This is a genomic window from Bacillus sp. 2B09 (genome assembly GCF_003946835.1).
GTDB classification, from domain to species: Bacteria; Bacillota; Bacilli; order Bacillales; family Bacillaceae; genus Bacillus; species Bacillus altitudinis.
The window spans coordinates 832,674-851,439 of sequence record NZ_RPSG01000001.1; the positions used below are offsets into that span (position 1 = coordinate 832,674).

The window sequence follows — 18,766 nt, forward strand, 5'->3', positions numbered from 1 at the left end:
TTGTTATAATAACGAGAAATATAAAGTCATGACTCTTGCAATAAATGATCAGCCATATTATTGGAGAGTTCTAAGAGCTTAGCAGAGGAGAGCATAGAAATGAAAACAAAAGAATTAGTGATTATGTCATTGCTTGCAGCAATGGGAGCTGTTTTGCATACGATTTTCCCGCCCATCTTTTTTGGAATGAAACCTGATATGATGCTGGTTATGATGTTTTTAAGCATCATCCTTTTTCCGAAAGTACAGCATGTCGTTGTGATCGCCCTAGTTACTGGGGTCATTTCCGCTTTGACAACAGGTTTTCCAGGCGGACAAATTCCAAATATGATTGATAAACCGGTGACAGCCTTTATCTTCTTAGCCCTTTTCTTATCTTGCCTGAAGATCAAGAACAAAGTCGTTCTGACCGCTGTACTCACCGCTGTTGGGACCGTCGTATCGGGCGTGATTTTCCTATCTGCCGCTTTACTGATTACTGGACTGCCGGCTGCGTTACCAGCACTTCTTGTAGGTGTTGTCCTGCCAGCAACTGTGATCAATACGATAGCTATGGTATTTGTCTTCCCGATTGCTCAGTCCATATTAAAGCGCGCAAGAATGATTGAAGTCGCTTAACGAATAACTGAACCTCTTCATTAGATGAAGAGGTTTTTTTCATATTGTTGACAAAGGGCTAAAATGATTCTTTATTTTAGCCCTTTGTCTTCTTTTCAGCATGATTGAAAGCCCTTGAAGTCTAGGAAGGACGAGTACTGGCGCGGAGCGAATTTGACATTCGTGAGCACCTGCACGCAGGACTGACAACGAATGCGAGGGTTTGTCTACATGCTGGAACCTCTTCATTAGATGAAGAGTTTTATTTCATGCTTCTATAAAAGAAAAAGGGTAAGCAGCAAAATGGAGAGCGAAATCCCTGCACCTGCAGCACACACAATTGCTTTTTGTCTTAATACATGTTTTGGCGGATAAGACCCTGCATACCCAAGCTGCCTTACATAATGAATAGAACCACCTGCGAAAATCACACACATACACGTAAAAACGAACAGAAAGACAGACAACCTTCTCCCCTCCCTTTTCTTCAAAAGTATGCTAAAATAAAGCAAGCTATGTATGGAAGTTCAATGAAGCTGATCGTCAGCTCAGAGAGAACATGCGAATGTGTAAAATTTGACTAGAGGTGATTGGAATGGCTAGTGGACGTTCTTTATTAACAGGATTATTTGTAGGCGGTCTCCTCGGAGGTGCGGCAGTGCTCCTGACGACTCCCTCTTCTGGCAGAGATGTACGCGGAAAGATGAAAGACGGCTATGACAAATTCGAAGATACGCTGACAAGATTAAAAAGAGATGGACAAGCTTTAAAAGAGCAGATTGTTGAAACCGCAAAAGAAAGTGCTGAGGTCATTAAAGAGGTCGGAACTGAATTGCAAACATCCATTCAGCAATGGCGCGAGGAAATCAAACCTCATCAGCAGGACTTACAAAAGGAAATTCAGGAAATTGAGGAAAAGCTCAAACAACTGGAGAAAACCTTACAAAACTAATATACTCACAAAAAAATATTCGTTTACAAAAGTGTGCGGGGTGCGTATCCCGCACTTTTTTTGTTGAAAAAAGGTTATTTTGTCAATGTTTTTCATGACTTTTAAAAATTCTTGAATTTTCAGCTTTATTAATCTTTATTTTATTGGCATAATAGAATTACAAGAAAAAGAGAAGTAGGTGAAATGGATGAATCATTCGGAACAGCCTTTCGATGTAAAAGAAGCACTTTTATTCAGTCAAAGAATGGCCCAATTGAGCAAAGCTCTTTGGAAATCCATTGAAAAGGACTGGCAGCAGTGGATCAAACCGTATAACCTAAATATCAATGAACATCATATTTTGTGGATTGCGTATCAATTAAAAGGAGCTTCAATATCAGAAATTGCAAAGTTTGGCGTCATGCATGTATCAACGGCGTTTAACTTCTCCAAGAAACTGGAGGAACGAGGATTTTTAAAATTTTCTAAAAAGTTAAACGATAAACGCAATACGTATATTGAGCTAACGCCAAAAGGCGAAGAGACATTCCATAAACTACTCGAAGATTACGACCCGGCCCGAACTGGTATTGTCAAAGGCGCACAGCCGCTTCATGACATTTACGGAAAGTTCCCTGAAATTTTAGAAATGATGTGTATTATCCGAAACATTTATGGTGAGGATTTCATGGAGATTTTTGAGAAATCGTTTTCAAACATTGAGAAGGACTTTTTGAATGAACGTGGGAAAGTCACGAAAAAGCCTGAAGAACTTGAAGACACAGCAGAGGAAAAAGCGGCTAAAGCAAATCAAATTGTTTAATGATCTTTATAAATTCATTCATTAACGGCTGAAACAGCCCTTGATCATGCAAAGCAAAAATCGTCTCATGAACATCCAGCTTTTCAATTAACTGTCCCGCAAACAGCGCAAGGAGATCGTCGAACATGACGTAGCCTTGTGCTTTTTGCTTGTCCATTTCATCTGAGAGCTCAACACAAATACGCTCAATGTCCTTTGCCTCTTCTTTCGATACACGCTGCCGGATCAATAGCGCATAATATGGATAACGGCTCATATCTGTCGCCGTCAGTAACAGTTCCATATAATATTCGAGCTGGCTCATTCGTTCCTCAATACTCATGTACGTTCCCTCTTTCTCTTAGTCACTCTATTTTAGCCGAAATTACTCATTGACGAAAGAGACGAACCTCCCTCTTATGTCTTTTTTTCTTGAAAAACCCAAAGTTTCCTCTCTTTACTCCATATGAATGTAACAATTTATTTTTTTTCATGAAAACCATTGATTTTTATCCTCAGGAAGAGTAAATTATCTTGAGATATTCAATTAGTTTTTTTGAGATTGGAAGGATGAAAAATGAATTGTTGGAAGACCATTAATCTTGAAAAGGATTATGGTTATACGAGAATGATGATTTCAGCCATATGTCTTACTGTATTTTTTTTCATTATGGCATTTTTATGTTTTCAACTGACTCATCCTGAAACGAGACTCAGCAGTCACAATGCACCACTTTTTGTCGTGCTTTTACTTGCGACATTGCTTGTCCACCGCGTGGTTCACTTGATCCCAGTCATGAAACATAAGAAAAAAATGACGTTATTTAAACGAAATTGCTGGCAGCGCGTGCCTAAGAGAGTGATGCTTTTCTCACTGCTCAGCCCGTTTTGTGTCATCTCACCTGTTTACTTTGTTTTAGGAATGGCGTTTCCAATGTACGCACACTATTTTATCATGATCGCAAGTATTCATGCAGGCTATTGTTTGCCTGACTTTTTATTTGCTTGGAAACTGCTCAAAGCGCCAAAATCATGCATCATTGATCAAGCCCAAGACGAGTTTGATATTTTAGTTGACCCAACTTCCTCATCATGAGGTTTTTAAAGCCAACTTCTATCTTTTTCATAAAAAATTTGGTAATGTAGTATGGGAATAGCATAGAGAGGGGGGATCTCCGATAGTTTTATTTTACTTCATCGTCTTTGCCGCGTTTATTGTGTATTCAATAAACAGGCTTACTAATACATTATGCCTTGTCAGAGAGATTCCTGAAGAACGGCAAGATAAGGTGTTTCGCTTTATCAATGTATCGATACTGATCTTACTGATCTCATCATTTGTTGAAATTACCATATCTATTTAAGATCAAAGCAAAAGCTGCCTGTTTGATGGCAGCTTTTTGTGTATGATGATCTATTAGCAAATCCAAGATGCACCGATAATGATCAATAAGATGAATAATACGACGACTAGTGCAAAACCGCCAGCAAAGACTTCTCCTCCCATGTGAAAACACCTCCTGCCAGTTCTTCCTCTGTTCTAAGCTCAGTGTATGCAGAAAATTTTAAAACGTTTAGGCACTTGTCATCGTTTTAAAAAAGAACCGCCCGCACGCATGGCAGGACGGCTCCTTTCTGTCACAGCGATTTAATTAATAAAGATATGCTGCACCAACGATGATCAGCAAAATGAATAGCACGACCAATAAAGCAAACCCATTAGAATATCCTGCTCCCATATAATTCAGCCTCCTTTTTGTGATCAATATATGTGTATGTTGGTCGCAAAAATTTGACTAGACGAATGCCCTCCCATTTGCATTTCTTTTTACAGCATGTCACAATATGTTATGATACAAGCAATGATAAATAAATTGGAAAGATTAGGAGTGTTTTTTGAATGAAAAAAATGGCTTTAGCAGCTGTAACAGCAGTAAGTGTTTTAACTCTTGGCGCATGCAGTAGCGGTGACAAAGAAGTGATCGCAACAACAAAATCAGGAGATGTCACAAAAGAAGAGCTTTACACAACACTTAAAAAACAAGCAGGTGGAGATGCTTTAAACCTACTTGTTCAACAAAAGGTTCTTGCTGACAAATACAAAGTATCAGATAAAGAAATTGATAAGAAATTGGAAGAATATAAAAAGACACTTGGTGAAGATCGTTTAAAACAACTTCAAGATGAATTCGGAAAAGATTACATCAAAGATCAAGTAAAATATGAGCTGCTGACTCAAAAGGCTGCCAAAGCTAACATCAAAATCACTGACAAAGAAGTAAAAGCGTATTATGATGACCTAAAAGGGAAAATCCGTGCAAGCCACATTTTAGTTGCTGACAAGAAAACAGCAGATGAAGTAGAAAAGAAATTAGATAAAGGCGAAAAATGGGATGACCTTGTATCTGAATATTCAACTGACACTGCTTCAGCAGCACAAGGCGGCGATGTAGGCTGGTTCGCAAAAGATGGCCAAATGGATGAGAACTTCAGTAAAGCTGCCTTCAAACTAAAAGTAAATGAAATCAGCAAACCAGTAAAATCTCAATTTGGTTACCATATCATTAAAAAGACCGAAGAACGCGGTAAATACGATGACATGAAAGCAGACTTGAAAAAAGAACTGCTTGATCAAAAACAAGCAGATAACAATGAAATTCAGACGATCTTAAACAAATTGGTGAAAGATGCTGATGTGAAAGTAAAAGATAAAGAACTTGAAAATACATTCAAAGAAAAATCTGAGCAAACCACACAACAAACAACAAACCAATAATGAACGAAAAACCCCTCTACATGAACTTGTAGAGGGGTTTTTTTATTCTTATTGATTATGCAATCGAATGGTCCTCATGCTTCGCCGTTTCCTGTGATCGTTTCATTTGCTGTCCTTGACGTCTACGCTCTCTCTCCTGCTCCATTCGTTCGATAAAGATTTCTCCCTCTTTTTCAATAAAGGATTGATCAATCTCTTGCTCCTCTTTGGCTGTCGTCATTAATTTATAGGCACAAAAAATAATGCCAATGATACATGCATATACCCACCATGGAAAAAACAACATCGTCTTCGCCTCCTTTTTTAGGACAAACCTCTCTCCCTTTGTGTTACATGCTTATGCGAAAAGAAGACAAGTTATGAAAAAAAACGCCCGCATCAAACGGGCGTTTTATCATGATGATTCATTGTGAAAGGTTGGTTTATAAAACGAACGATTCTCTAGTGCAAAAATACGCTCTGTATATTCTCCTGGCTTCACATGCTCAAGCGCACGATCCATCATGTTCATTTTTGCATCTAAATTATCTATATAGTGGAGAATTTCCGCTTCCTTCACCATTGGTGGTTTAGGACTGCCCCACTCCCCTTTTCCATGATGACTCAGCACTAAATGCTGCAGAATCAGAATTTCCTCAGAATCAATGCCAAGCTCCTCTGCGGCTTTCGCAATTTCTGTCACCATAATAGAAATGTGGCCAATTAAGTTCCCTTCTACTGTATATGTGGTGGAGACAGGACCCGAAAGCTCTTTGACTTTCCCTAAATCATGTAGAATGATCCCTGAATATAAAAGATCTCGATCAAGTGATGGGTATAGATCAACAATGGATTTCGCTAAATGAAGCATCGATACCACGTGATAGGCAAGACCCGAAACAAACTCGTGATGGTTTTTCGTAGCTGCTGGGTAATCAGCGAATTCCTGTCCATATTTCTTCAGCAAATGTCTTGTGACACGCTGAATATTAGGGTTTTTCATATCAAAAATATATTGCATGATGGTATCCATCATATCGTGCTTTGGAATAGGAGCTGTTTCTAGAAAATCATCAATGCGGATTTGCTCGTTTTCAGCAACAGGACGTATATTCCTAAGCTTCAGCTGATTCCTTCCGCGATAATGATGAATATCACCTACTACCTTTACAATGGTTTGTGCGGCATATGTGAGTTCATCATTCTGCTTTGCATCCCATAGCTTCGCCTCAATATCTCCACTTTGATCTTGAAGAATTAACGTTAAAAATGGTTTGCCATTACTCGCAATCCCTTTAGTAGATGATTTAATTAATAAATGCAGGTCAACTTGTTCGCCGACGTCATAGGTCATGATCCCTTTAGCCATTCAATAAATGCTCCTTCCATGTTTCTGCTCATATAAGTATAACATAAGTCATAATTTGTCAATCATTCCACTGCTAAACTCGTAATCTGCCCGTTTTCCGCTGCTTGTTTCATATAATGATGACAAGTGTAATAAAACAGCTGTGTTTCAAAACGAGTGAGTTCATTCATCAGCTCCAGTACCCTTTCTAGACGGACATGATCAAAGTGAACGAAACTGTCATCCATCATAAATGGGAGCTGACAATCTTGCTGGTGGGACAAAGCAAGTGCAAAACGAATCGAGAGATAAATCTGCTCACATGTTGCTTGTGAAAGCTCCTCCGGGCGGAATAGGCGTCCATCCCTCCGTTTCACAATCAGCCGGTCATCTTCGGCAGAAAATAAAATCACTTCATATCGATCATTCGTTAACGGCTGAATAAATCGGGAAGCTGTTTGGAGGAGTGCTGGTAGCCTCGTTTCTTTATGCTCATTGAGTTTCTCTCGAATGACGGAACGAACGAGCTGAATAGCCGCCCATTTTTTCGCTAGGTGCTTTGCCTGCTCCTGCTCTACAGCAAGCTGATGAGTCAAATCAGACACCGTACCTGATGCTTCTATTTGGCGTATTTCTACTGCTAATTCTGCCAAGCGCTTTTTCATATTCGTCACATTCTCTTGCATGTCATTCAGACGTCTTTTTGCTTGTGCACACTGCTCCTCAAGGGTGCGTAAACCTTTACGGACAATGACCTCTTCCTCATCTATATAACCGCTTTTGTGCAGCTCTTGGTTCAGCTGCTGCAAATTGTACAGCCGCTCCCGGTATTCTTTGGATAGATGAGATAGGACATGATAATCTTCTTTTGACGCTGCTTCTACTTTTCGAAAAAGCTCGTCCGTTTGTTTTTCATAATATTGAACTTCTCCTTCTAATGTTGTCAGCTGCTGCTCTACATGTTGAATGGATACGTGTAATGTCTGACGTTCTTTTTCTCTTTTTTCCTCATCTTTCAATATCTCTTGAAAGGCTGAGATATTCTCTTGAATGGTCCCTTCTTTTCTTTGAAGGAGACTCATGAGCGCTGAAACTCTTTGCTCGTAGGTCGATTGCTGCTGTGTGAGCATCTCTATTTCCTTGTTAAGCGCCTCATATGCCGCTGTATTCGCTTTTAATTGTTTTAAGATATGGAAAGCTTCCACAAGGAATGAGAGCTCTGAGGACAAACCCAGCTGCCTTCTCATATCTTCTACTTGCTGCTGTACAGGTTCCAGTTCCCGCTCCCAGTCTTCATATTGCTGTATCATTCTTTCGTATAAAAGCTCCTTTTGCTTCACTAGCGTTTCAGCTGAAGCTGTTTGAACTTGAAAAGAATGATAGGCGTTACTGTCGTTTGCTTCTTTCATCTGAGTCTGTTTAAGCACTGGATAAATAGCGATCAAGATAAATACGGAAAATCCTGCAAACAGTAACGTCACCCAGCTCTCTGCTAAAACGAATAAGACCGTGAGAGTGACAGCACATAGCACGAACATCAGCGGGAATAACCACACTCTGGAATGATTCTGTTTCACTGTAGCCCTTGTGCCCCTGACATCTTCTGCATCTTGCTGATTAACGGGCTGTTCCTTTAATCCTTTTAGAGCGGTTTCCGCTTCTTCAAGCTCATGTCTTGCATGATCAAACCGGTCATCGAGCTGTGTTTTCCTATCCATTAAACGAACGTATTGGCTCACAGCCTCTTTTAATTCCCACTCAAAGTCAAGTGAATCATCCAGCTGGTCAAGCTTGATTGGACGCTGCCACTTCAGCTTCGCTGATGCTTCTTCTATTTTTTGTTTCAAAGAATTCTGCTCTGATTTCCCTTCTGCTAAGCGTTTCTTCACAAGTTCAGCATCAGATGATTCAGCTATGACTCGCTTCATCTCCAATACCGTATCCTTGTCATAGAGTGGCTGAACTTGCGTGAGCGACGTTTGCAAATGATCTAATTTTTGTTTCAGTGCCGTCACTTGCGCCTTTTTTGGGTGAAGGTGTGATTCTAATTTATCAAGTTCATGCGCGGTTTCCGGTCTAAACCGTTTGACTCGTTCTGGATAACTAGCCAAATCTTTTTTTAACTCTAGCTTGTTTTCTATCATAGGATAAAGTCGAATATGTTCCGTCAAAAGCTGAATCTCTTCTTCAGTCTGTCTCATTTCATGCTGAAGCATTTCTACCTTTTCGGTTAATTCAGCTTGTTCTTTTTTCTTTGCGGTATAACGACTTTCTACCAATTTGGCCTGTTTTAACTTACCTGACAGCTCTTTTACATGATCAAGCTGCTGATTTAATTCAGGCTTACGTCCATTCGGTTTAAAAAGCTGCTCCTGCTGTTTTAGCAGCCTGCTGTCCATTTTGGATGCCGCATCTGAGCCAAACAAACTTGAAAAGAGTAGAAATTCCCCTATTTGATCTTGATTTAATGCTTGTACATTTTGCAGACCAAACACGTCAAAAGAATAGATCGATTGGTATAATCTGCGATCCGTTCCCTTTAACATCGCATGTAGAAACGCTTCATCTTTCACTTCACCATTTGGCAGCAACACCTGAGCTTGTCCGCCATGATCAGATGTTCTTTCAATATGAATCACACCTAATTCTTCATCTAAACATGTAAGAGACCCGCCATAAAATGAGCCATGCTTTGGCTTATACATATGGCTTTTGGAAAAACCAAATAACATCGATTCAATAAACGCCTTCAATGTCGTTTTCCCCGATTCATTCAGGCCGTAAACTAACTGAAAACCGTCATCAGAAAAGTGGAAGGTTTGATTGGAAAATTTCCCGAAATTCGCAATATGGAGTGAACGTATTTTCATCATGCCTCTCCTTTTCTCATAATTGCTTCAGCTGTTCTGCCAGCAGCCTTTGTGCCTCTTCTTTAATATCGATCTCGTCCTCTTTTGTAAAAGCTCTTCCTGCTTTTCTATAGGTTGGATGACGCTTGATCGGTGAAAGCAGCTCATCATACGCATCAAACTCGGCAATTTCTGCTGTTAGTTCTGTCAAAAAAGAATCTTCTGGATAGACGGCATCTTCATGTGTCCGGCAGTCAATCGACATCACCCAAACGAACAAGTCTTCATCTTCCTCCTGTTCATGAAGTACAGCCATCAGCTCCTCAAGCACTTCAAGCTGCGTGAGCTCCATATAAGCAGGAGCATCGCCAGTTAGTTCGATTTTCACAAAATGAGGAACACCTCTCTCTTTCAGTCCACTCATCTTTTTGTCCACAAGTATCACAAGATCGGTCATATGAGCGGTATGTGTGATATCTATTGTCAATGTCTCAAAGATGACATCTGAACAGCTCATAAACTCCGCTCTTTGAGCATCTTCAGATAGGTAAACGACATAACAGCCTTTCTCTCCTGTTTCTTTTATATGTCTTCCTTGCATGTTTCCAGGGTAGATCACCATTGGGTCTTCATGCAGAAGAGCCCGCTTATGAATATGTCCAAGCGCCCAATAATCAAAATCCCGCGCTAGAAGCTGCTGTAGCTGAAATGGTGCATATGCATCATGCCCTTCTTGACCTGCTAATGTGCCGTGAAGCATGGCAATATGATAGGGGGCATCTGTTGTTTTTTCATAATAAGGTGTCATATTTTCATGGACAGCTCGCTCTTTGTAGCTGAACCCATAAATACTTGCCACAAGCTGACCTTCTCTATAAAAGGTTTGCTCACTTGGCGTACTGCTCAAAAAAACGTGAACATTCTCTGGCCATTCAATTGGTGTCCATTCACCACCTAAATGATCATGATTACCATAAATAATAAACACTTCAATCCCGTGTGATTGCAGCTGAAGAAACTGATTTCTTAAAAAAAGCTGTGCTTTTAGGCTACGATTCGATTCGTCAAATAGATCTCCGCTAAGCAGCATAAAGTCTACTTCTCGATCAATTGCAAGTTCAAACATGTTCTTGGCACTTTGAAATGTACTTTCTTTCAACCTCTTAAAAATTCGGTTCGGTATATTGGACATTCCCGCAAACGGACTATCTAAATGAAGATCTGCGGCATGAATAAAAGTGAGCTTCGTCAAACGTCTATCTCCTTGTACGTTACTGTAGTTGTCCATATTTTATCACGCCGTTTTTACGAATGCACGTTCTATCGCTCTCATTCTAAAAAACACATTTTTAGGGGCGAAAAAAGAGGTTTTAACTTCCTCCTTGTATAATTCATTAAAAAACAAGAAGAAAGGGAAGATCAGAGATGGAGAAAACATACTTTTTGACTGTATTTGATTCGTCAGGTGAAACCTTATTAAACGAAAAAATCACCACAGATAGTGATGAAAAAGCAAAAGAATTAGGACGTCATCGTTTAATCGAACAACAATACACAAAGTACTCTCACCGGCTCGTCAATGATGCAGGTAAACTGCTTTTATTTGAACGTTAAAAAAGCCGGCATCCGCCGGCCATTCATTCTTCTATTTAATGAAACACAGGACGTCTTTTTTCCAAAAACGCTTGAACACCTTCCTGATGATCACGGCTTTGTCTCAGTCTAGCTTGTGCAGCACGCTCTTTTTGAAGAACGGCTAACAGCTGTGATTCTGACTGCTGAAAATAAATCATCTTTGTTTCAACAAAGGCTTGGAGTGGCATATTTAAAAATGGCTTGACGCACGCTTTTTGATACGTATCCACCTCATCTTGAAACACGCCGTCTGCAAGGCGAAGCTTGAGCGCTTCTTCAGCCGGCAGCTTTTGCCCGCTCCAAATCAATTGTTTAGCGGTTTGTTCACTAACTCTTTTGGTGAGGAAAAAATGCCCTCCGCCATCTGGGATTAACCCGATTCCATTAAAGTTCATGGCAAGTTTAGCATCTTGATGCATAAACAAATAGTCACAGCTAAGGGCAAAGCTAAAAGCAAGACCAGCCGCTGCCCCGTGGACAATTGCAATCGTCACTTTTTTCATACTGGCTAAAGAAAGTGTAATTCCCTCGATCAGATCCATCACGCGATGAAAATCTTCTTCACGATCTTGCTTTAGCATCATGCCAATATCTCCGCCTGCTGAAAACCCTTTGCCCATCCCCTTGAGTACAACAATTTTTGCACTGCTCTCACTCGCTGTATCACACGCTTCCTTAAATTCAGCAAACATGTCAACATGGAACGAGTTATACGCTTCAGGTCTATTGAAAGCGATCTCAAAAATATCCCCATCTACCTGACAATTGATATATGTCATCATCCATTCCCCCTCTTCTTTTCAAGCTCATCACTTACTTCAATTTCCATCAAACAATTCCTTTTCCTCCACATAAAAAATTTCAAGATCAACTGATACTAAAATAAGCATAATTGTTGAAACGAGAAATATATTTTTATATAGTAAAATAAGAAATAAAACATCATATGAAAGGGGGAGAATGATTGATAAGAAGTTCCATATGTATATTGATTAGCTGCATCGTCATGTTTTCTCCCTTTTCAAATGTCGTTTTTGCTTCACAAGCAGAAGCGAGCACACCCAGCCTGATTTCTCCATCGATTTATGATGAAGAAATCAACGCTGTGAAGACACCTCCATTTTCAAAAAAACATGCATCATCTCTTCTGTTAAAACAGAGGTTATCAATGGGCGCTTCAAAAGCTTTTCTTGTAAAGTTTGCATCAACTACAGCGTTATCCATTGATTTATGTTTTTTAGAAATGAAGTGTGCAATCCCCATTATGTACCAATCAAATTACCTCGACTGATTCATTTTATTTCATCCGTACTCACTATATGAAAAACAAAACCTATCATATTCGGAGGGATAAAATGAACATTAAAGAAAATGATCTTCCTGGGATTGGAAAGAAATTTGAAATTGAAACGAGAAATAGAGAAAAGATGACGATTGTGATTCATGATGATGGCAGACGGGAGATTTATCGTTTCGACGATGAAGATCCAGATGAAGTACTGTCCACCATTTCTCTCGATGATGCTGAAGCCCGGCAAATTGCTGCCATTATTGGCGGTATGGTGTATAAGCCGCAAGCACTTGAAACGATTGAAATGGCGTTCAATGATTTGATCATTGAATGGTTTAAGGTAGAAAAAGACGCAAAAGCGGTTGGACATACACTCGGCGATTTAGATGTGAGACAAAATTATGAAGTCACCGTCATTGCGATCATTAAACATACAAATGAAAAATTACTCAACCCCGGTGCCGATTCGATTATTCAAGCAAATGATACGATGGTCATTTCAGGCGAAAGAAAACACTTGAAGCGATTGATACGTGATTTTCTTTCTAGAGGGGGAGAGTGATGAATGGATCATTTAGTCTTTGAAGTTGGAACGGCGCTTATTCTCATCGCCATTGCCAGCTTAATCGCCAATAAAATTAAATTTTCTATCATTCCTTTTCTCATTGTCCTCGGGATGGTTGTTGGTCCGCATGCACCAACCATCGGGATCATTGATTTGAAGTTTATCGAGAGCACCGAGATTATTTCGTTTTTTGGTAGAATGGGTGTCCTGTTCCTTCTATTCTACCTCGGGCTTGAGTTCTCTGTCGGCAAACTCATAAAATCGGGTAAATCCATTGCAGTCGGCGGATCTATTTATATTTTGATCAACTTTAGCTTAGGATTGCTTTATGGGTTTATCACAGGCTTTGGATTCCTCGAAGTTCTCATTATGGCAGGCGTTATCACCATTTCATCCAGCGCCATTGTCGCCAAAGTCCTTGTCGATTTAAAACGGACAGCGAACCCTGAAACAGAGTTAATTCTTGGGATTATTATGTTTGAGGATATTTTTCTCGCCGTTTATTTATCTGTCGTATCCGGTCTTGTCCTTGGAGATGCCACGTCCGTTGGCGGTGCCTTATTATCTATTTTAATCGCTTTTGGTTACATGATGATTTTCTTTATCATCGCGCGTAAGCTGCCAAAACTATTAAACAAACTATTCGATATCCGTTCAAATGAAGTATTTATCATTGTCATTTTTGCCGCTTTGTTCTTCGTGGCTGGTTTTTCAGAAACGATTCATGTCGCAGAGGCCATTGGCGCTCTCTTACTCGGTCTTGTGTTCTCAGAAACAGAGCACTCAGACCGCATTGAACATCTCGTTGTTCCTTTTAGAGATTTCTTTGGCGCCATGTTCTTCTTCAGCTTCGGATTGAGTATTGATCCATTTACATTAGGAGATGCCTTCTGGCTTGCGATCGGTGCTGTCATTCTCACCTTGATCGGGAACTTCACCGCCGGGATGTTTGCTGGAAGAAGAGCCGGTTTCTCTCATAAAGCTTCATCTAATATTGGATTAACCATCGTATCAAGAGGAGAGTTTTCCATCATTGTAGCCGAACTTGGGATTGCAGGCGGGCTTGCCGCTACATTGAAGCCATTTGCTGCATTATATGTATTAATCCTTGCGATTTTAGGACCGCTAGTGACGAAAGAATCAAAGCGTATCTATCAAATCCTAAACAAAATCTTCAAATGGAAAACTGAAAAACCAAAAGTAAAAAGAGAAACAACCATTTAATTGAAAAGGGCCCTTTGCTGGGGCCCTTTTTTATATCTATTCAAATTGCTGAAATGCCGTTTCTTGCTTCACTTGTTCTTTCGTATCCCCGCGAATGGTTCGGATGACTTTCTGATTGCGGTAGATCGATAGTTTTAAATTGGTCGCCGCTGTTCCATGAGAGTGATCGAGGTTCGTGAATGTAAAGAAATGATGAGACCGTTTGTCTTTAAACACAAGCCTGAAGTCGTCTGTCACTTTAAAATGCTTATCGCTCTCCCATTCAATCAATGGTTCATATGCGCTAAACCATTCCGGAATATTAGGCGTATATCCTGTAGCCAATACCACATGATCGGCTGTGATTTTCTTTTCTTTCTTGAGCTGCCATTGTTTCAAATGCAGCTCTACCTGCTGCTCATCCTCCATATGTATCGCTTCAAGCTCCGTCATTGGCTGAATGAGTACAGATGGCTCTTCTCCTGAAACGGAGCGATGGTACAATTCCTGATAAATACGAGAAAGCGTCGATGCATCTATACCATTCCTTAATCCTGCCAGTCTAGGCAATGTGTTCATCCGTTCTTCATAAGGAAGGGAATGAAAATATTCAACATACTTAGGTGTAAATAGCTCCTGACCAAGCTCCGCTGTCTCTAGTTCTCTAAATTCACTTGAACGTGTAAACCACGAAAGCTGCTGTCCTTTCTTCTGATGCTGAAGCAGGTCTAAGAAAATTTCAGCTGCACTCTGACCTGAACCAATCACCGCCACCGTTTCAGCTTCATGAAGTTCTTTTTGTTGATCCACATAACGGCTGCTATGGGTCACATGCGGCAACGCAACTTCTGGCACATCGACAGGAATCATCGGCTTGCTTCCAGTACCAAGGACGACATGCTTTGCACGATATTCAGAAAGCACCCCATCTTTCAACCGCCGAACTTTTACAAGATACCCGTCTTCACAGTCGGTCACTTCTTCCACCTTCATCCCGAACTGACAGCTATCCAATTCACCTGCAACCCATGATAAATACTCATTGAATTCTCTCCGGGGGATATCAAATTGTTCAAATGTATAAAAGCGGTGAAGCCTGTTTGATTCATGTAAATAATTTAAAAATGTATACTTGCTCCTTGGATTAGCCATTGTCACAAGGTCCGCTAGAAAGGAAACTTGTAAGTCCGTTCCTTTGATGAGCATACCAGGATGCCAAGCAAATTCGGTTTCCTGTTCAAAAAAACAGCATGTCACATCTTCATACTCCTCTAATAAAGCGGCCAATCCTAAATTTGCTGGCCCAATCCCAATTCCGATCACATCCATCATATGTACACCTGCTTTATCTTTTTACCCCCTATATACCCTTTTACAAATGAAAAAAACACTGCGTCACCGCAGTGTTTACATGTGAGAAACAAATAATGACTCAAGAAACTGAATCTTCTCCTCCGTATAGTGCTCATAACGATCATTATAAGACTTTGGATCTTTTGGATTGGCATACTGCGTAATTTTTCCGGTTCGCGGATCAATGAATTTACTCGCAGCGCCGCATCCAATGCCAATGATCGTCTGCACCTCTTCCATAATGATAATATTATACAAACTTTCCTGTCCATCTAACGAATACCCGACATTTTCGAGATTCCCCAAAATGTTTTTTTGTCTGTATAAATAGTACGGATGATAGTCATGTGCCTTTGTCCAAGCAACCGCTTCATCCATCATACGTGTGATCTCTTCTCGGTCTGCCACTTGATACTTTTCCTTATTGCGGGTCATTTCAGACGCTCTCTTAAAGGAAAGGGTATGCACCGTTAAAGATTCAGGCTTCAGTTCTTCTGTCTTGTTCAAGGAATGTTGGAATTCCTTTAGCCCTTCTCCTGGCAGCCCAATGATTAAGTCCATGTTAATATTATTCATGCCATACTGCCTTGATAAATGATACTTTTCAATCGTTTCTTCCACACTATGGTGCCGGCCAATCGCTTTTAATGTTTCATTCTCATATGATTGCGGATTGATACTAATCCGGTCAATATGATAACGGTTGAGCACTTCCAGCTTATCAGGTGAAATCGTATCAGGTCGTCCCGCTTCTACAGTGACTTCCCGAATATGTTTCACATCTGGAAAAGAGCGATACATCTCCTCATATAGCAAATCCATTTCTTCTGCTGTAATACTCGTTGGAGTACCTCCGCCAAAATAAACAGTCGTCACTTTAATCCCATGTTCCTTTAACCATTCGCCCATTTTTTGCATCTCATAATGCAGCCCAAAAAGAAACGTTCCCACTCTTCCAACTTGTCCTTGAATGGCATAAGCAGGGAACGTGCAATAAGCACATTTTGTTGGACAGAAAGGAATACCGATATAAATACTCACTTCCTCCTGTAGATCGTACAGATCTGGAATGGCTTTGATTTGACGATCAACAATCTCCTGCATCAAATGGATCTTTTCATCATGAATCAAGTAATCGCGCTTTAACGCAGCATGTGCTTCTTCCTTTGTCATGCCTTCTCTTAGCATCTTATGAAGTAATTTCGTAGGGCGTATCCCCGTAAGAATCCCCCATTTTTGCGTCATTCCTGTATATTCCTGAAGCAGATGTAAATAAACAGACAGCACAGTGTTTTTGATTTGCTTCCAGCGCTCTTTATCGTTCAAGCCCTCTGGCATCTCTCTTGTAAAACGACTCGTCATATCTGATCCAGCAATATGGCCAGAAGCCTCCACCATACCGCCAGTTTCTTTCCAATCAAACACCATGACCAGGCCAGCGTTTGCTTCACCTGAATCAAACAGCACTTCACTATCTTCCTCGAATAAATTGGCTATATTGACAAGCGGTCGATGAAATCGTTCATCAGACAGCCCTTTAACTAAAATTCGCATCGTATCACCTTTATCTTCAAACTTGTTTCATTTTACAAAATTCATCTAGGAAAAGCAATGAAGAGAACAGACGAAGGCCCTGCCATTTCTTAATAGACAGGGCCTTCACTGTATTATCGTTTAATATCAAATTGATGTAAAAAACCTTCCCTTTGCTGCATTCTAAAGTATTCTTTGATCATATAAGCAACACCCTGTTCATCATGAGAACGTGTCACCCAATCGGCTTTACGTTTGACCGAATGAGGTGCATTCCCCATCGCAACGCCTAAGCCAGCTAACTCAAGCATCGGGATGTCGTCTGTCCCGTGACCGATCACGACCGTATCTTCTAATGTAAAACCTAGTGCTGAAGTTAAAAGAGAAAGTCCTGCTTCTTTCGATACCCCTTTGCATACAATGTTCATTTTCTCATCACTGATCTTAATCAGATCAACAGATGGGAATGCTTGTTGAATGGTTGTGTGGATTTCAGGTTGAAGTGCTGCCGTCGAATACACTTCAATGACAGGTGTGCTAACCGGTTCATCCATGAGCATATCACTTAATGATTCAACAAATTGAACGGGATAGAAAATGGGATCAGACGGATGAATCAACGTTTTTCCCATCAATTGAGACTGTGTTTTTTTCCGATTGCCGATTGAGAATTTTTCATGTAACAAGCGAACATTACAATCAAAGCTTTCAAGGATCTGCACAAGATTAAATGTTTTCTCTTCCGTTAATTTCTTCACATGGAGCGGCTCATCAAGCTTATCAGCGATAAATGCACCACTATGCGTCACAAGAGTTGAAGTTGGTATTTTCAACGCCTTGGCAATTTTTTGTGCAGATCGAAAATGACGGTTGGTGACAATCGTCACGTAAACCCCTTTTTTCTTAACATATTCCACAGCTTCTTTTGTAGCGGAATGGATTTTCCCATTGGAACGAAGTAACGTTCCATCTATATTGAGTGCAAGTAGCTTTTTTGACACTGAGGCATCCCCCTTCTTGATGACTGTACTTACGATGAGGATATGCCCTAGCTTATCGCTTTAGAACATGCAGTTGAAGCAGCCCTTGTTTTATGCCTCAATCGCAAATAAAAAAAGCCTACCCCTAGGCTTTTTTTTATGTATGGTTTGGATGCGTAACAATGGCGTGATGAAGCTCCCCATGATCCCCTCATCTTTCACACACCAAAGCATTGCTTATATCATATCCCCTTATGCTTTGCTTTTCTCCCAGAAGCGCTTCTCTCTCATTTGACTCATCGTCGTAAATCCAAAGTGGAACGCACCCAATTCATCACGATAGCGCTTTTTGAAAGCACTTTCAATAAGTATTATCGCAGAATTTACGAGCTTCGACAACCCTTTTTTTAAAGATATACAAGCGGCGATATGAATGAAAAAAAGGGCGAATATGATCGCCCTTTCAATTAATTTTCTTCTGCATTTCCATAAAGCTCTTCAAGAGGCTTCATGATAATTTTATTTAATTCACCGATGAGAACACTTACGCGTTGTTCTGCTTCCATCAACTGAGAGATTTTATCGTGCTGCTGCACAAGTGCAACCGTTTTTTGCGCTTGCTCTACTTCTTCTTGTGTAATCTCTTGACCAGTCATTTGTTTTTGTTGAAGGTTTACTTGAATGTCACGGAAGTTCTCAAACATTCTTTTAGAGGACTCATCCCCGTTTACCTCATCATAAAGATTTCTTAACGCTGAATATTCTTCGCTATGACGCAGTGCTTTTTCAAGGTCATATGCAACATCATAAAGATTTACAGACATGTTATGTCTCCTTTCTATCCGTTATCACCGATATGGATCGGCGGACACCACTCCACTATAACAAACTATGGCTTTCGTTTCACATATATACAATAAATTC

General features: G+C 40.3%; 22 protein-coding genes. 9 read left to right on the forward strand and 13 right to left on the reverse strand.

Annotated features, from left to right (window positions below; translation table 11 throughout):
- The first annotated feature begins 99 nt into the window (after nt 1-99).
- Nucleotides 100-618 carry a tryptophan transporter gene (locus EBQ12_RS04270; RefSeq protein WP_017360314.1) on the forward strand — a complete coding sequence of 173 codons (519 nt, stop codon included), beginning with the start codon at nt 100-102 and terminating at the stop codon, nt 616-618.
- A 254-nt stretch (nt 619-872) separates the two neighbouring features.
- Here EBQ12_RS04270 and yhzF read toward each other — a convergent pair whose 3' ends face one another.
- Entirely contained in the window at nt 873-1,064 is a 192-nt protein-coding gene (gene yhzF, locus EBQ12_RS04280; protein ID WP_008348888.1) for a membrane protein YhzF, read from the reverse strand.
- A 128-nt stretch (nt 1,065-1,192) separates the two neighbouring features.
- Between yhzF and EBQ12_RS04285 the strand changes: the two genes are divergently transcribed.
- A complete protein-coding gene (locus tag EBQ12_RS04285) occupies nt 1,193-1,549 on the forward strand; it encodes a YtxH domain-containing protein (protein ID WP_007497160.1) in 357 nt (118 codons plus the stop codon).
- A gap of 187 nt (nt 1,550-1,736) precedes the next feature.
- Nucleotides 1,737-2,351, forward strand: a complete 615-nt coding sequence (locus tag EBQ12_RS04290; RefSeq protein ID WP_048002576.1) for an HTH-type transcriptional regulator Hpr — start codon at nt 1,737-1,739, stop codon at nt 2,349-2,351.
- On the opposite strand, the gene EBQ12_RS04295 is transcribed toward EBQ12_RS04290, so the two are convergent.
- Nucleotides 2,329-2,673 (reverse strand): YhaI family protein, encoded by a 345-nt coding sequence (locus EBQ12_RS04295; protein ID WP_048002577.1) that lies wholly within the window; start codon nt 2,671-2,673, stop codon nt 2,329-2,331. The genes EBQ12_RS04290 and EBQ12_RS04295 overlap by 23 nt on opposite strands.
- A 234-nt stretch (nt 2,674-2,907) precedes the next feature.
- Here EBQ12_RS04295 and EBQ12_RS04300 point away from each other — a divergent pair, with 234 nt between their 5' ends.
- Both EBQ12_RS04300 and EBQ12_RS19490 read left to right on the forward strand, forming a co-directional pair.
- Complete coding sequence (locus tag EBQ12_RS04300) at nt 2,908-3,426, forward strand: DUF3267 domain-containing protein (protein WP_007497155.1); 519 nt, start codon at nt 2,908-2,910, stop codon at nt 3,424-3,426.
- A gap of 82 nt (nt 3,427-3,508) precedes the next feature.
- Entirely contained in the window at nt 3,509-3,694 is a 186-nt protein-coding gene (locus tag EBQ12_RS19490; RefSeq protein ID WP_072368131.1) for a hypothetical protein, read from the forward strand.
- Between the two features lie 53 nt (nt 3,695-3,747).
- Here the strand turns inward: EBQ12_RS19490 and EBQ12_RS04310 are convergent, their stop codons facing one another.
- Nucleotides 3,748-3,837 (reverse strand): YjcZ family sporulation protein, encoded by a 90-nt coding sequence (locus EBQ12_RS04310; protein ID WP_017360317.1) that lies wholly within the window; start codon nt 3,835-3,837, stop codon nt 3,748-3,750.
- A gap of 145 nt (nt 3,838-3,982) precedes the next feature.
- On the reverse strand, nt 3,983-4,069 hold the full coding sequence (locus EBQ12_RS04315) for a YjcZ family sporulation protein (RefSeq protein ID WP_008361129.1): 87 nt from the start codon (nt 4,067-4,069) through the stop codon (nt 3,983-3,985).
- Nucleotides 4,070-4,230: 161 nt separating this feature from the next.
- Here EBQ12_RS04315 and EBQ12_RS04320 point away from each other — a divergent pair, with 161 nt between their 5' ends.
- A complete protein-coding gene (locus tag EBQ12_RS04320) occupies nt 4,231-5,106 on the forward strand; it encodes a peptidylprolyl isomerase (RefSeq protein ID WP_007497153.1) in 876 nt (291 codons plus the stop codon).
- 55 nt (nt 5,107-5,161) lie between these two features.
- Here EBQ12_RS04320 and EBQ12_RS04325 read toward each other — a convergent pair whose 3' ends face one another.
- The 4 genes from EBQ12_RS04325 to EBQ12_RS04340 all read right to left on the reverse strand — a co-directional run bounded on the left by EBQ12_RS04325 (nt 5,162) and on the right by EBQ12_RS04340 (nt 10,534).
- On the reverse strand, nt 5,162-5,392 hold the full coding sequence (locus EBQ12_RS04325; protein ID WP_017360318.1) for a sporulation YhaL family protein: 231 nt from the start codon (nt 5,390-5,392) through the stop codon (nt 5,162-5,164).
- 108 nt (nt 5,393-5,500) lie between these two features.
- Complete coding sequence (gene yhaM, locus EBQ12_RS04330) at nt 5,501-6,454, reverse strand: 3'-5' exoribonuclease YhaM (RefSeq protein ID WP_007497151.1); 954 nt, start codon at nt 6,452-6,454, stop codon at nt 5,501-5,503.
- Nucleotides 6,455-6,516: 62 nt separating this feature from the next.
- Nucleotides 6,517-9,303 carry an ATP-binding protein gene (locus EBQ12_RS04335; RefSeq protein WP_125589140.1) on the reverse strand — a complete coding sequence of 929 codons (2,787 nt, stop codon included), beginning with the start codon at nt 9,301-9,303 and terminating at the stop codon, nt 6,517-6,519.
- A 16-nt stretch (nt 9,304-9,319) separates the two neighbouring features.
- A complete protein-coding gene (locus tag EBQ12_RS04340; protein ID WP_125589142.1) occupies nt 9,320-10,534 on the reverse strand; it encodes a metallophosphoesterase family protein in 1,215 nt (404 codons plus the stop codon).
- A gap of 173 nt (nt 10,535-10,707) precedes the next feature.
- Here EBQ12_RS04340 and EBQ12_RS04345 point away from each other — a divergent pair, with 173 nt between their 5' ends.
- Nucleotides 10,708-10,896: a YhzD family protein gene (locus EBQ12_RS04345; RefSeq protein WP_125589144.1), complete on the forward strand. Its 189-nt coding sequence runs from the start codon at nt 10,708-10,710 to the stop codon at nt 10,894-10,896.
- A gap of 35 nt (nt 10,897-10,931) precedes the next feature.
- Here the strand turns inward: EBQ12_RS04345 and EBQ12_RS04350 are convergent, their stop codons facing one another.
- Nucleotides 10,932-11,699, reverse strand: coding sequence for an enoyl-CoA hydratase (locus EBQ12_RS04350; protein ID WP_125589146.1), 768 nt, complete (start codon nt 11,697-11,699; stop codon nt 10,932-10,934).
- Nucleotides 11,700-12,272: 573 nt separating this feature from the next.
- On the opposite strand from EBQ12_RS04350, the gene EBQ12_RS04360 reads away from it, so the two are divergent.
- On the forward strand, nt 12,273-12,770 hold the full coding sequence (locus tag EBQ12_RS04360; RefSeq protein ID WP_017366937.1) for a cation:proton antiporter regulatory subunit: 498 nt from the start codon (nt 12,273-12,275) through the stop codon (nt 12,768-12,770).
- A gap of 3 nt (nt 12,771-12,773) precedes the next feature.
- Nucleotides 12,774-13,997: a cation:proton antiporter gene (locus tag EBQ12_RS04365; RefSeq protein ID WP_048001733.1), complete on the forward strand. Its 1,224-nt coding sequence runs from the start codon at nt 12,774-12,776 to the stop codon at nt 13,995-13,997.
- Nucleotides 13,998-14,033: 36 nt separating this feature from the next.
- Here the strand turns inward: EBQ12_RS04365 and EBQ12_RS04370 are convergent, their stop codons facing one another.
- From EBQ12_RS04370 to EBQ12_RS04385, 4 genes are all read right to left on the reverse strand, one after another.
- Entirely contained in the window at nt 14,034-15,308 is a 1,275-nt protein-coding gene (locus tag EBQ12_RS04370; protein WP_125589148.1) for a lysine N(6)-hydroxylase/L-ornithine N(5)-oxygenase family protein, read from the reverse strand.
- A gap of 75 nt (nt 15,309-15,383) precedes the next feature.
- Complete coding sequence (locus EBQ12_RS04375; RefSeq protein ID WP_125589150.1) at nt 15,384-16,883, reverse strand: coproporphyrinogen III oxidase; 1,500 nt, start codon at nt 16,881-16,883, stop codon at nt 15,384-15,386.
- A 113-nt stretch (nt 16,884-16,996) separates the two neighbouring features.
- Complete coding sequence (locus EBQ12_RS04380; RefSeq protein ID WP_008348923.1) at nt 16,997-17,863, reverse strand: Cof-type HAD-IIB family hydrolase; 867 nt, start codon at nt 17,861-17,863, stop codon at nt 16,997-16,999.
- A gap of 446 nt (nt 17,864-18,309) precedes the next feature.
- Nucleotides 18,310-18,666: a YlbF/YmcA family competence regulator gene (locus EBQ12_RS04385; protein WP_007497132.1), complete on the reverse strand. Its 357-nt coding sequence runs from the start codon at nt 18,664-18,666 to the stop codon at nt 18,310-18,312.
- Between the last annotated feature and the right edge of the window lie 100 nt (nt 18,667-18,766).